Annotated in this window: 10 protein-coding genes; 5 read left to right on the top strand and 5 right to left on the bottom strand. The window is 68.0% G+C overall.

Features of this window, described 5'->3' with window-relative positions:
* A partial coding sequence (locus ACIBO2_RS42735; protein WP_397304025.1) for a ricin-type beta-trefoil lectin domain protein occupies nt 1-583 on the top strand: 583 nt, incomplete at its 5' end.
* Between the two features lie 86 nt (nt 584-669).
* Here the strand turns inward: ACIBO2_RS42735 and ACIBO2_RS42730 are convergent.
* The 3 genes from ACIBO2_RS42730 to ACIBO2_RS42720 all read right to left on the bottom strand — a co-directional run bounded on the left by ACIBO2_RS42730 (nt 670) and on the right by ACIBO2_RS42720 (nt 6,162).
* Nucleotides 670-3,492, bottom strand: coding sequence for a glycosyl hydrolase family 95 catalytic domain-containing protein (locus ACIBO2_RS42730; protein ID WP_358557583.1), 2,823 nt, complete (start codon nt 3,490-3,492; stop codon nt 670-672).
* 178 nt (nt 3,493-3,670) lie between these two features.
* Complete coding sequence (locus ACIBO2_RS42725) at nt 3,671-4,690, bottom strand: lectin (RefSeq protein ID WP_397304024.1); 1,020 nt, start codon at nt 4,688-4,690, stop codon at nt 3,671-3,673.
* Nucleotides 4,691-5,394: 704 nt separating this feature from the next.
* A complete protein-coding gene (locus tag ACIBO2_RS42720; protein WP_358557589.1) occupies nt 5,395-6,162 on the bottom strand; it encodes a FadR/GntR family transcriptional regulator in 768 nt (255 codons plus the stop codon).
* Nucleotides 6,163-6,280: 118 nt separating this feature from the next.
* Between ACIBO2_RS42720 and ACIBO2_RS42715 the strand changes: the two genes are divergently transcribed.
* The 4 genes from ACIBO2_RS42715 to ACIBO2_RS42700 are packed head-to-tail and all read left to right on the top strand — an operon-like array spanning nt 6,281 to nt 10,520.
* Nucleotides 6,281-7,561, top strand: coding sequence for an ABC transporter substrate-binding protein (locus ACIBO2_RS42715; RefSeq protein WP_397304023.1), 1,281 nt, complete (start codon nt 6,281-6,283; stop codon nt 7,559-7,561).
* Nucleotides 7,562-7,589: 28 nt separating this feature from the next.
* Complete coding sequence (locus tag ACIBO2_RS42710; RefSeq protein ID WP_397304022.1) at nt 7,590-8,528, top strand: carbohydrate ABC transporter permease; 939 nt, start codon at nt 7,590-7,592, stop codon at nt 8,526-8,528.
* Nucleotides 8,528-9,355: a carbohydrate ABC transporter permease gene (locus tag ACIBO2_RS42705; RefSeq protein WP_358557598.1), complete on the top strand. Its 828-nt coding sequence runs from the start codon at nt 8,528-8,530 to the stop codon at nt 9,353-9,355. The genes ACIBO2_RS42710 and ACIBO2_RS42705 overlap by 1 nt, the downstream gene beginning before the upstream one ends.
* A gap of 1 nt (nt 9,356) precedes the next feature.
* Nucleotides 9,357-10,520 (top strand): mandelate racemase/muconate lactonizing enzyme family protein, encoded by a 1,164-nt coding sequence (locus ACIBO2_RS42700; protein WP_358557600.1) that lies wholly within the window; start codon nt 9,357-9,359, stop codon nt 10,518-10,520.
* A gap of 96 nt (nt 10,521-10,616) precedes the next feature.
* On the opposite strand, the gene ACIBO2_RS42695 is transcribed toward ACIBO2_RS42700, so the two are convergent.
* Together ACIBO2_RS42695 and ACIBO2_RS42690 are read right to left on the bottom strand one after the other, a co-directional pair.
* The gene (locus ACIBO2_RS42695; protein ID WP_358557603.1) at nt 10,617-12,101 is read right to left on the bottom strand and encodes an arabinofuranosidase catalytic domain-containing protein; all 1,485 of its coding nucleotides are present in this window, start codon (nt 12,099-12,101) and stop codon (nt 10,617-10,619) included.
* Nucleotides 12,102-12,434: 333 nt separating this feature from the next.
* Complete coding sequence (locus tag ACIBO2_RS42690) at nt 12,435-13,172, bottom strand: FadR/GntR family transcriptional regulator (protein ID WP_358557606.1); 738 nt, start codon at nt 13,170-13,172, stop codon at nt 12,435-12,437.
* Between the last annotated feature and the right edge of the window lie 40 nt (nt 13,173-13,212).

The following is a 13,212-nucleotide window of genomic DNA, read 5'->3' as shown; positions in this document are numbered from 1 at the left end:
CGACTGCCTGGCGGTGGCCCGTTGCGCCGGCATCACGGTGTGGGGAGTACGCGACCAGGACTCCTGGCGGTCCGGTGACACCCCGCTGCTGTTCAGCGGCGGCAACAAGAAGCCCGCCTACGACGCGGTCCTCAACGCCCTCAACGCCGCCAACCCCGGCCCCACGCCCACTCCGACTCCGACGCCGCCCGGCGACAATGGTCAGATCAGGGGTGTGGCCTCCGGTCGCTGCCTGGACGTGCCCAACGCCACCACCACGGATGGCACTCAGGTGCAGTTGTGGGACTGCAACGGCCAGTCCAACCAGCAGTGGAGCTCGACCTCCGCGGGTGAGGTCAAGGTGTACGGCAACAAGTGCCTGGATGCCGCCGGCACCGGGAACGGCGCGAAGGTGCAGATTTACAGCTGCTGGGGCGGCGACAACCAGAAGTGGCGCGTCAACTCCGACGGGACCATCGTCGGCGTGCAGTCGGGGCTGTGCCTGGACGCCGTCGGCGCGGGCACCGGCAACGGCACCCAGATCCAGCTGTACTCCTGCTCGGGCGGCAACAACCAGAAGTGGACCTGGAACGGACGTTCCTGAAGCCGCGTCGGTAGGCCCATGGCTTCGCCGCAACCGGTGGCCGGTTGCGGCGAAGCGCGCGCGACGGTCTGCGAGCGTCGTCGGGTTCACCCGCCCGTGATGGTCCATTGGTTGTTGGTGCTGTTGTTCGGCGTCCACATGCCCACGGTGGAGCCGGCTGTGCTGTTGCCCATGCCGTCGAGGGCCGTGCCGGTGCCGCGGTTGATGATCTGGTTGCGGCCGTTGCCCGTGCTGTTGAGGCGCCACTGCTGGTTGTTGCCGCCGTCCCACGCCGCCTGCCTGGCGTTGGCTCCGTTGGCGGTGTTGCCGAAGCTGTCGGCGACCATGCCGTTGGCCCGGTTGACGATGCGGTACCACCCGCCGCCCAGGTCCACGAGCTGCCACTGCAGGTTGGTGCTGCCGTCCCAGTTCCACTGCTTGAGGTTCGCCCCGGAGGCGACATTTCCGCCACTGTCCAGCGCCAGGCCGGTGGTCGCGTTGGTGATCCGCACGTAGCTCGGCGGCACGGGGCCGGACCCGGTCACGCGGTACGTACGACCGGCCTGGCCGGTCAATCTGATGACGTCGTTCTCGGGTTTGGCGACGCTGACGGTGTCGCCGGTCGTGGTGTCGACCACCTGGTAGGTACCGGCGAAGATCCGGCAGCGCACGTTGACCGTCCCGTCACGGTCGAACCTGATGAGGATCTCGGTGGCCCCCCCGGAGCTCCACGTCGCGTCCACGGTGTAGCCGCCGCGTCCCCGAAGACCCTGGACCTTCCCGCTCGGCCAGGCCGACGGCAGCGCGGGCAGCACGTGCAGCTCGCCGTTGTGGCTCTGCAGCAGCATCTCGGCGATGCCGGACGTCGCGCCGAAGTTACCGTCGATCTGGAACGGCGGGTGCAGGTCGAACATGTTCGGCGCGAGCCGGGCCGTCGTCACGAGAGCGCGGATCAGGTCGTGCGCCCGCGTGCCCTCTTCCATCCGCGCCCAGTAGTTGATCTTCCAGGCCAGCGACCAGCCCGTACCGTCGTCACCGCGCAGTTCGAGGGTCCGCCGCGCGGCGGTGTACAGCGCGGGGGTGCCGCGCTTGGTGATCTGGTTGCTGGGGTGCAGGCCGTAGAGGTGGGAGATGTGCCGGTGGTTCTGCTCGGTCTCGACCCAGTCGTACAGCCACTCCTGGATGTTGCCGCGCGAGCCCACCTTCATCGGCGCGAGCCGGTCCCGGGCGGCCAGGACCCGCGTACGGAAGTCGGCGTCGACGTTGAGCGCCTGGGCGGCGTTGGCACAGCCGTTGAACAGGTCACGCAGGATCTGGTTGTCCATCGTGGGTCCGGCGCAGATGCTGACCCCCGCGTGGTGGTTGAGTTCGGGGGAGTTCGATGGGTTCGTGACCAGGTAACCCAGGCTCGGCTCCTGCACGAGGGTCTCCAGGAAGAACTGCGCGGCCCCCTTCATGGCCGGGTAGTACTGCCGCAGGAAATCGAGGTCGCCGGTGAACAGGTAGTGATCCCAGATCATGGTCGACAGCCACGCGCCGCCGGTCTGCCACATGCCCGCCGCGGCGAAGTCGACGACCGACGAGGCCCGCCAGCCGTCGGTGTTGTGGTGGGTCACCCAGCCGCCGGCGTTGTACTCCACCCGGGCGGTACGGGCGCCGGTGACCGTGAGGTCGTTGATCATCTTGAACACCGGTTCGTAGCACTCCGGCAGGTTCGTCGTGTCGGTCGGCCAGTAGTTCATCGGCAGGTTGGCGTTGAGCGTGTACTTGGAGTCCCACGATGGGGTGAGTGAGTCGTTCCAGATGCCTTGCAGGTTGGCCGGCTGGGTGCCCGGACGCGACGATGAGATCAGCAGGTAGCGGCCGTACTGGAATAGCAGCGCGGAGAACTGCGGGTCGTTGGTGCTCGCGTGCTGCGCGATCCGGACGTCGGTCGGCTGGTCGGCCGCCGACGTGCGGCCGAGGTCGAGCGTCGTCCGCCCGAACAGCCGCTGGTAGTCGGCGACATGCCGGGAACGCAGGTCGTCGTAGGTCCTGTCGTCGGCGGCGTCCAGGTGGCGCCGGGCGATGCCCTGGTAGTCCCCGCTGACATTTGTGTAGTTCACGTAACTGGAGCCGATGGAGATCAGCACTGTCACGCTGTCGGCGGCTCGCACCTGGAGCGTGCCGCCGGAGCTGCTGACGCTGCCGCCTGTGGCGACCGCCCGGGCCAGCGCCAGGAACTTCACCTTGCCCGCGATGCCCCGCTGGTCGCCGGAGATTCCGTCGAGCGCCACTGTCGTGCCGTCCGGGCTGGAGCGTGTCGTCCGCTGCGGGCTGTCGAACGTCGCGGAGAACGTGATCGAGCCTGGCTTGTCGGCGGTCAGGCGCATGGCGATCGCCTGGTCGGGCGCGCTGGCGAGGACTTCGCGCTTGTACCGTACGCCGTTCTGCAGGTACGTCACCGTCGTGGTGGCCGTGGTCAGGTCGAGGAGACGGTTATACTCCGAGGCCCCGGAGGCGCTGCCGAAGGTGAGCCGGAGGTTGCCGACGGGCTGGTAGGCGAGCTGCCCGGCGGGGTTGCCCAGCATGTTCTGGTCGACGAGGCTCTGGGCCTGGCTCCACTGGTTCTGGAAGACGAGCTGCCGGATCTGCCCCAGCGCCCCCGCACCCTTCGTGTTGCTCTGGTCGTACGGCCCGCCGGCCCAGATGGTGTCCTCGTTGAGCTGCAGCCGCTCGGTGTCGACGTTGCCGAACACCATGGCGCCCAGGCGGCCGTTTCCGATCGGAAGCGCACGCAGCCACTCCGTGCCGGCGCTCTTGTCGTACCAGAGCGCCAGGTCGTTCGCGGCGCGCACCTCCGGAGGCGCTACCGACCCGGCCCGGGCCGCGGCCGTCCATTGCAACGGCAGCAGCGCGGCTCCGGCTCCAGCCGCGCCGAATCTCAGCACTTGTCTTCGCGATAAATCAGACATCTCGGTTCTCCAAGCCCATGGGGGTTTCGCGGGCGGTCGGCCTCCGTCGGTTACGAGCACGAGCCCTGCACCGCGTACGTGCCTGTGTGCTCGTGGCCATCGCCGGGGCGATGACTCGTCCCGGCGATGGCGCGTGGTCAGCCGTCACGGGTTGTCAGACGCGGGTCCATTGCTGGTTGGTGGCGCCGGTGCAGGTCCAGATCTGCACCTTGGTGCCGTTGGCGGTGCCGTACCCGGACACGTCCAGGCACTTGTTCGCCCCCACCGCCGTGATGCTCCCGTCGGCGTTGGGGCGCCACTTCTGGTTGCTCTGCCCATTGCAGTCCCAGATGATCACCGCGGTGCCGTCCGCCGTCCCGGCCCCGTTCACGTCCAGGCACTTGCCGCCGTAGACCCGCAGCTCACCGGAACTGGTGGCAGCCCACTGCTGGTTGGCCTGCCCGTTGCAGTCCCAGATCTGCGCCTGCGCGCCGTTGGCCTGCGAGGCTCCGCTGACGTCCAGGCACCGCCCCGACCCCACACCCTTGAACGCGCCTGTCGTCGGCGGATCAACTGTCGGCGTCGGCGTCGGCGTCGGCGTCGGATTCGGGTCGCTGCCTCCGAACTGTGCGAAGAAGTTCCACACCACTGGCCTGGTCCAGGACTTCTCGCCGGGCTCCAAGTCGCCGGGCTTGCCGTCCACGGGACCGGGGGTATGGCCGGCGTCGAACGCCGCCCATGCGACCGGATACCCGGCCCGGCACCCCGAGTAGTTGGTGACGATGTGCGTAAGGCTGCCTTGCGCCGGCTCCGGCGGGTTCTGGGGGGTGCAGCCGTTGTTCCTGACGAACCTGTCACGTAGCGACCGGCCCGTGGAGATGTTGAGCACCGGATCCCTGAGGCCGTGCAGCCCGATGTACGCGATGGGCTCGTTGCCGCCGCTGCACCCGCTGAGCTGCCCGCCGGAGTAGACCGCCACGGCGCGGAAGACCGTCGCCCTGCTGCACGCGAGCGAGTAGCTCATGCCACCGCCGTAGCTGAAGCCCATGGCGAAGCGCTGGGAGGTGTCCACACAGAGGTCCGCCTCGATACGGCGGATCATGTCGTCGACGAAGGTGATGTCCTCGCCGCCCGAGTTGGCCCAGCCGTTGTTGAAGCCCTGGGGCGCGACGAAGATCGCGGTGTTGTTCGACAATGCCCTGAGCCCGTAATAGGACCAGGGGTACCCACTGGTTCCGCCCCCGTCGACATCGTTGGCGGTGCCGCCATTCCAGTGGAATCCGAAGATTAATCGGTAAGGGGTTGTGTTGTTGTAGTTGTCTGGAATTCTCAGGATATAGCTGCGATTTTTCCCGCTGGTGGTAATCGACTGAGTACCGCTTCTCAGCGTCGGGGCCTTGCCGCATCCAGCGGTGCCCGCTAGGGCGCTCTGCTGTGCGAGAGGCGGGGACGCGCTGTCGCCCAGCGCCGTATGCACCGTGGCCAGGACGACGAGCAGTACAGCGGAAGCGATAGCGGTGAGGAGGTATTTAAGCCTCGACATCACGGAAATTCCTTTCCCTTTTTTTGGCAGGACAACGTAAAAGGGAAGCCACTTCTACCGCCTTTTCCGGAATTTTCCGGAAGTGAGGGTGTTAGCGCTCACTCAACGCCGCCGTAATGGGACCTCCTTTCTTCCTGGCGGCTGGAGGCGATGATGCAGCGGAGCAAATAGGACCGTGACAAGACCTGTCAAGGCTCGGCCTTCACGACATTGGGGGTCTGCGTCTGAGATGACCCCGTCGCTCCGGCGCCTGACCAGGAGAAGTGGCCATGGCCACCACTGGCGCTTCGCGATGAAACTTTCACAGCGGTCAATCGAATCGTTCCGCGCGCCCGGTCTCGCGGGGCGTACCCGTGCTAACGCAGGAGCCGTACGGGATCGGCCGATCCGCTGCGGCGGACGATCCAGGCCTCGGTGATGTGATGGAACATCGCCTCGGCGGCGCCCGCGGGATCGTGGGCGGCGATGCGTTCGTAGACGCGGCGGTGGCCGAGGTTCGACGCCACGCACAGGGCTCGCTCGGTCCGGCCCATGTACCGGGCGGTGTTGATGACCTGGCTTTCCATCGCCCGTACGACGCCACGGGCGATGCGGTTTCCCGACGCCCGCATGATCGTGTCGTGGAAGGCGCGGTCGCTTTCGGCGTACGTGACCGGGTCGGCCACGAGCTCGTCCATCCGATCCACCAGTGCGCGCAGCTGCTCGATGGTGTCCGGCCCGGCCAGGCGGGCGGCGACGTTGGCCATGTCGGACTCCAGCACGCGCCGCGTGACGACGAGGTCGTCGAGGATCGCCAGGCTCTCGTCCGCGGCGATGGCCGCGGCGAGGACGAGCTCGTCGAGCATGTCCCACATCACCGGAGGGGTCACCATGGTGCCGGAGCCCTGACGGACCCGTACCAGTCCCTTCTCCTGCAGGACTTTCACCGCTTCCCGGACGACGGTGCGGCTCACGGAGAAGGCTTCGCACAGCGCGGGCTCGGTGGGCAGCGGCGTCCCCGGCGGGTGCACGCCGCGAACGATGCGCTCCACCAGCTCGGCGGTCACCGCTTTGGCGAGACTGGCCGGACGCTGGGCCCAGGCCGGTGCCGGGACAGCGCTGCCCGTTTCCTGCGATGCCGTCATATCCCCCTCCCGTGGCCTGGATCAGTCTACATGTCCCCTCTTGACCGTAATACGTCATACGAATTATGTTTCCCGGGGACGGCCGGGCGTATCGGCCGCTCTCGGAGGGTGAACAGCTATGAAGCAGCGAGCGTTGTGGTCGGTCCTGCTTGCCGCGGGACTGGCCGTGGCCGGCTGCGGGAGTGCGGCGCGGACGGAGTCCCCGGCCGGCGGAGACTCGCAGCCCAAGTCGCGGAAGCTCGTGGTGTGGGACTGGAAGTCCGGCGAACCGGCGGCGGCCACCTACATCGAGAAGGCGAAGGCCGACTTCGCCAAGCGGCATCCCGGCGTCACCGTCGAGTTCGTCGCCCAGCCCTTCGACCAGTACTACACCTTGCTCGGCACGGCCATTCAGTCCAGCAAGGGACCCGACGTCATGCTGTTCAACGGGGGCGGACAGCTCCGCGATCGGGTCGCCGCGCTCCTTCCGCTGGACCAGTACGTGAGCGAGGACAAGAGCCGGTTGGCGGGCTGGGACGCCTTCAGCAAGGACGGCAAGACCTACGCTGCGCCGGTGACCCTGCAGGGCCACCCGATCTACTACAACAAGGCGCTCTACGAGAAGGCCGGTCTCGACCCGGCGAACCCGCCCAAGACCTGGGAGGAGTTGGTCAGCGGCTGCGCCGCCATCAAGAAGGCGACCGGAGCCGCGTGCTTCGCGCTCGGCAACAAGGAAGGCATCGGCATCCAGTTCTTCATGTCGGGCCTCGGCTCCGGCATCCTGACGCCTCAGGAGTACGACAACTGGATCGCCGGGAAGCGTGACTGGACCTCCCCCCACGTGAAGCGGATCTTTCAGCTGTGGAAGGACACCGGCGACAAAGGGCTGAACAACGACGGTGCCAACTCCACCGCGATGTTCACCGACATCTTCCGAGTCTTCGAGACCGGTAAGGCCGCGCACATCATCGGGCTGATGTCGGACGTCGGGCACTGGAGGGACTTCGCCGAGTTCCTGCCGCACGACAAGATCGGCGTCATGCCGGCCCCGGTCGTCACCGGCGGAGCCACGCCCAGCCTTCCGTACGACGGCGGCATCGGCTACGCCGTCGCCAAGTGGACGAAGGACCCGAAGCTGGCCGCCGATCTGGTGCGATCCCTGACCTCGACCGACGCCTTGACCGCGTTCTACGCCAAGGCCGGCGCGATCGCGTCCGACACGACGATCGACGTCTCTCAGGCGGGTCCGGCCGTCGCCGCGATCGTGCCCGAGATCAAGACCGGCAAGCCCGCCCTGCATGTCGCGCTGTCCTCAAAGACTCTGGACCTGATGGGAAGACTGTCCCAGCAGCTCCTGAGTGGTTCGACCACCGTGGAGAAGGCTGTGGAGCAGTTGGCCGCCTCCGACCGGACGGGCTGACCGGGTGCCGATCGGAGGTCCGCCGCCGTTGGTCCGACCGGCTGGCTCCGGGCGGGCCGACAGGGCGACCGTCAAGCAGCTGGGACACCGCCAGGACGCCCGTAGGGGGCGCGCGGAGCGCCTCGCACCCTACGTTCTGGTGGCCCCGGCCGTACTGATCATTGTGGTGCTGCGGCTGTGGCCGCTGGTCCTGGGGGTCAACTTCTCCTTCACGGGTGACGGAGAGCTCAACGGAACACCTGTCGGCCTGGGCAACTACCTGGAGCTGGCCGGTGACCCGTTGTTCCGCGCCTCGCTGGCCAATGTCGGGCTGCTGGTGCTGCTGCTGCCCGTGGCGGTGGCGATCCCCGGCCTGCTCGCGACCTTCATCTATCTGCGGGTGCCCGGTCACCGGGTCTACCGCAGCGTCTACTTCTTCCCGGCCGTGCTCTCACCGGTGATCGTCGGTGCGATCTTCAATCTCATGCTCGGGTTCGACGGCCCGTTGAACGCCGTCCTCGGGGCGGTCGGTGTCGGCCCGGTCGACTGGCTCGGCGATCCGGGCATCGCCATGTTCACGGTTGTCGGCGTGCACATATGGGCGACGTTCGGGATGGCTCTGGTGGTGTTCCTCGCCGGGTTCAGCACCCTGGACGCCTCGCTGCTGGACGCCGCCCGCGTGGACGGCGCCTCGCTCGGCCAGATCGTCTGGCACGTGATCATCCCGAGCCTGACGCGCACCATCCAGTTCGTCTTCGTGACCACCATGATCGGAATGCTGACCTCCATGTTCGGCCTGCTCTTCGTCATGACCGGCGGAGGCCCGGAGGGTTCGACCTACCTGCCGGAGTTCTACATCTGGCACCAGCAGGGACAGCTGAACCAGCCGGCGCTCGCCTCGGCCGCCTCGACGGTTCTCTTCGTCGTCATGCTCGTGGTGGGGCTCCTGCAGATCACTCTGCTCCGGCGCGCGGGGAGGCAGGACTGATGCCCGGCAGGCGTCCGGCCAGGTGGGTGGCCGCTGTCTCCATGGCCGGTCTCGCGCTGGCGACGATCTACCCTCTCGTGTTCACCGCCAACGTCGCGATGAAGACCCGCCGCGACTACATCCTCGACCGGTTCTCCCCAGCGGGTGCCCTGCGCTGGGACAACCTCGCCGAGGCGTGGGCCGGCGCGGGAATGGCACGCTACTTCGTCAACTCGCTCATCGTCGTGGCCTTCGCCGTGACCTTGTTGTTGCTGCTGGGATCGATGGCAGGCTTCGCGCTGAGCCAACTGCGCTTCCGCGGATCCTCGGTGATCTTCCTGGGCTGTCTCGCGGGGCTGTTCATCCCCTTCCAGGTGATCATGGTGCCGCTCACCAGGGTCATGGCCGACAGCGGGCTCATCGACACCTATCCGGGGCTGATCCTGGCCTACGTCGCGCAGTTCCTGCCGTTCACCGTCTTCCTGATGACGAGCCACTACAGGACCATTCCGGTGGAGATCGTCGACGCGGCCAGGATCGACGGGAACACGGTGTACGGCGTGTACCGGCGGATCATGCTGCCGCTGGGCGTTCCGGCGCTGCTGTCGGTCGGCATCCTCGACGCCTTGTTCTGCTGGAACGACGTGCTCATCTCCCTGCTGATGATGCCGTCGCCCGAGCATCGCACCCTCATGATCGGGGTCAACGCGCTGCGCGGACAGTATTCCGACGACATCCCCACCTTCGCCTCGGGAGTTCTGATCGCCGCGGTACCCGTACTGATGATCTATCTGTTCCTCCAGCGGCAGATCGCCGACGGCGTCACCGCCGGTTCCACGAAAGGCTGACATGCGCATCACGGCATATCGGACCACGACGACGGTCCAGAGATGGGGCCGTCCTGTCGGTGACGCCAACGGCGTCTTCGCCGACGGTGTCGTCTCGGTGCCGGTCGTCATGGTGGACACCGACGAGGGGATCACCGGCATCGGCCTCGGGCCGCACGTCGAGATCGACACCGTGTTCGCCGCGATCGAGGGGGAGGACCCGCGCGGCGTGACGGCTCTGTACGACCGCATGCTGCGGCAGACGTTCAAGGCGGGCCACGCCGGCGCCGTGTTCGGCACGATCGGCGCGCTCGACACCGCCCTGTGGGACATCAAGGCACAGGCGGCCGGTGAACCGCTCTGGCGGCTGCTCGGCGGACGCGACCGGCAGGTTCCCGCCTACGCGTCGGGCCTCGACATCGGCCTGACCGACGACGAACTCGTCTCGGCGTACCAGGTCTACGCCCAGCACGGCCTGCGGGCGGCCAAGCTCAAGGGCGGCCTCGACATCGAGCGCGACCGGCACCGCCTGACACTGGTACGGGACGTCCTGACCGAGGCGAGGCACGGATCGCGGCCGGGCCTGATGCTCGACGTGAACGAGGCCTGGACCCGCAAGCAGGCGGTCCGGCACGTCTGCGAGCTCGAACGCACCCTGGATCTCACCTGGATCGAAGAGCCGGTACGGCGGTGGGACGCCGAAGGCCTGGCCGTCGTCGGCAACGGGATCCGCGCCTCCGTCGCCACCGGGGAGAACCTGACCGGGCTCGAGCAGTTCCGTCCGCTGTTGGCCACGGGGGCGGTCGACATCGTACAGACGGCCGCGGTCTGGGGGGTGACCCACTTCCTCCGGGTGTCCGCCCTGGCGCACGCCCATGACCTGCCGGTCAGCCCGATCGGCACCACGCCGGTCGGGCTGCTGCACGCCGCGACGTCGGTGCCGAACCACCTGGCCAGCGAGCTGCAGGATCTGCACCCGCCGGTCGGGATGTCGCTCGACCTGTACATCGAGGACGGCGCCTTCATCCTCGGAGACGCGCCGGGTCTCGGCATCACGATCGACCAGAACGCGATCAACGCGTTCACCCGCCGACCGGACGCCAGGGCCGCGGAAGGCCCCAACATCCGGCCGGAGCACGCCGGACGACGGCTGCTGGAGGTCACCGGCGGCTTCCATCAGGCCTAGTGCCAGGTGCCCCTCGCCGGGTGCCGGTCACCGCCTCCCCCTGCTGGGTCGAGCAGGGGGAGGCGTCCGGGTTCGCCGAAGGTTCGTGAGACCGGGTCAGCGGTAGCCGGCGGCGCTGACGTTGGTCTGGACGGCGTTCTCGGTGGCGTCGGTGGGATAGCCGGCGACCATGGCTCCTTCGTAGAAGGTTCCGGCGCTGAGATTGGCGCCGCCATCGGGCTTGCAGCAGTCGCCGCCGCTGCCCAAGATGATGGCCCCCTGCTTCTTCATCGGGTTGTAGCCGTTGGGCAGCTGGCCGTCGTACAGGGTGTACAGACTGCCGGACTGCGCGTTGCCGCCCTTGATGGCGAACCGGCTGGTGCCGTTGTTCTTCAGCGTGGCGGTGACGAACTTGTGGGGGAGGGCCCGCTGGTTGGGGTTCCACGACTGGCTGCCGCCTGGGTACAGACCCCATTCCAGGTCGGCCTGGACCCAGGGGCCGCCCCCGGAACAGCCGCCGAACCAGCACTGGGTGCTGAAGTTGATGGCGTCCATCGCGCCGGCGGCGTCGGCCTTCCTGGTCGTCTCGCTGTTGCCGTAGTCGAAGCAGCAGCCGCCGTTGACGTGGGTGCCGCTGGTCACCATGTACATGCCCTCGGGCGCGGTCCCCGTGGGCACGCCGGTCAGATGGCCGTCACGCCAGTAGCTGTTGCCGGGATTGATGTAGAGCGAGTACGCCTTGCCGCCGCCGACGGTGAGCGACTCGGTGGTCGCGATCGCGGGCCTGCTCTGAGGGGAGCCGGGGACCACGCTGGATCCTTGGTACCACAGGTCGTTGCCCCGCCCGGACTGGTCGTACACGACGGTCATGACGCACGTGGTGCCGGTGCAGAACGAGTCCTGGGCCGCTGCGTCGGCGACACCGCCCGCGGTCAGCACGCCGATGTTCCTGGTCGTGTTGTCGGAGGAGCGCCTGACCTGGTACAGGCTGCCGTTGTAGGAGCCGTAGAGCGCCCGTGTCGTGCTGTGCGCGGCCACGCACGGCGTGCCGCCGGAGGCGTAGATGTCGCACGGGCGCGCACCGGGCGGCTGCGGGGTCGGGGTCGGCGTCGGGGTGGGCTCGGCTCCGGTGGTCCATTTCTGGTTGGTGCCGCCGTGGCATGTCCAGATCTGCACCTTGGTGCCGTTGGCGGTGCCGTTCCCGGAGACGTCCAGGCACTTGTTCGCGCCGACCGCGGTGATGGTGCCGTCGGCGTTGAGGCGCCATTTCTGGTTGTTCTGTCCGTTGCAGTCCCAGATGATCACGCTGGTGCCGTCGGCGGTGCCGGCGCCGTAAACGTCCAGGCACTTGGTGCCGTACACCCGCAGCTCACCCGCGGCGGTCGAGGTCCACTGCTGGTTGGACTGGCCGTTGCAGTCCCAGATCTGCGCCTGCGCGCCGTTCGTCTGCGAGGCGCTGACATCCAGGCAACGCCCCGAGCCCACGCCCACCAGCGGCGTCGTCGCTGCCGAGGCCGGTGCCGACCAGGTCAGGGCGGTGGCCAGGAGCGTTGCCAGCGCCGCCACCACGGCTGCGACGACGGCCGCCCGAGAACGCCTCACACGGCCCGGTAAGGGAACGGATGAAGGCTGCATTGTCGTACTCCTTGGAGGTAGGGCGAGACGGAGACAGCCGCGCTCGGAGACCGGTGCGAATCGATTCGCCAACGTACTGATCAACTGAGGAGGGGGAGACAGCGGTGTACGGCGAAGCACATACGACGGGCGGACGGCGTGTCAAGGCTCGGTCCTGTCCGGCTGCCTGCCGGAACCCCTGCCCGGCGGCACTCATCGGCCACGCTCATAGCCGGGCTCGATGAAACGTTCATCCGCCGTCGGCCCGGCTGATCAGGTCTCGTCAGTTCCCAACGGGGCGAACCGGTTCGGAGGGCCGGATCACTGGGAGGAGAAGAGGCGCTGCTGGATCTCTCTCCGGTAGTCGTCGAGGGTGTTGTCGATGTGCGTGGCCGCGGCCTGGGCGGCCGCTTCCGGGTCGCCGGCGCGGATGGCCTGGTAGATGGCGTCGTGCTCCTCGACGGCCTTGGCGGCATGCCCGCCCACCGAGCCGCGCAGCCCGATGAGGTTGGACTGCGCCTGCAGCCTGCGCGCCTCCCGCACCGCCACCTGGAGGAACATGTTGTGCGAGGCCGTGGCGATGGCGGTGTGAAAGGTGTCGTCGCCCTTGTTGAACAGGTCTTCTTGGCCGGTCTCGAAGCCGTGGCGGCACACGCCGGCCGCCTCCTCGATGGCCCTCAGCTCCGCCGGAGTGGCGCGGCGGGCGGCCAGCCTGCTGGTCTCCATCTCCTGCGCCCTGCGGAACTCGAACAGCATGTAGACGTGGTCGAGGTCGGTCGGGAGGAAGAAGGAGGCCCAGCGCCCGGTGCCGAACATCCCCTCGTCGTCGGCCACGTACAGGCCGCGGCCCTTCTGGGCGCGTACCCGGCCGAGCGCGGAGAGTATCTTCACGGCCTCGCGCACCACGGTGCGGCTGGTGCCCAGTTGCCCGGCCAGCTCGATCTCGGTCGGCATGCGGTCGCCCGGGCGCAGGCCGAGCCGGACGATGTATTCAAGTACCTGCTCGGCGGCCACCTCGTAGCCCGGCCGGTATCCGCTCTCGCGCGGGGTGTCGGTCACCGTGCTTCCTCCTCGCCGTTCCCTGCAAAGTATGACTGAT

Source organism: Nonomuraea sp. NPDC050022 (assembly GCF_044460705.1).
Classification (GTDB): Bacteria; Actinomycetota; Actinomycetes; order Streptosporangiales; family Streptosporangiaceae; genus Nonomuraea.
This window is presented reverse-complemented; position numbering and strand designations above follow the sequence as displayed.

What these genes read in the sequence shown, in the direction of transcription:
- ACIBO2_RS42705 (WP_358557598.1), top strand. Translation starts at nt 8,528, where the DNA reads ATGCCCGGCAGGCGTCCGGCCAGGTGGGTGGCCGCTGTCTCCATGGCC.
- ACIBO2_RS42700 (WP_358557600.1), top strand. Translation starts at nt 9,357, where the DNA reads ATGCGCATCACGGCATATCGGACCACGACGACGGTCCAGAGATGGGGC.
- ACIBO2_RS42720 (WP_358557589.1), bottom strand. Translation starts at nt 6,162, where the DNA reads ATGACGGCATCGCAGGAAACGGGCAGCGCTGTCCCGGCACCGGCCTGG.
- ACIBO2_RS42715 (WP_397304023.1), top strand. Translation starts at nt 6,281, where the DNA reads ATGAAGCAGCGAGCGTTGTGGTCGGTCCTGCTTGCCGCGGGACTGGCC.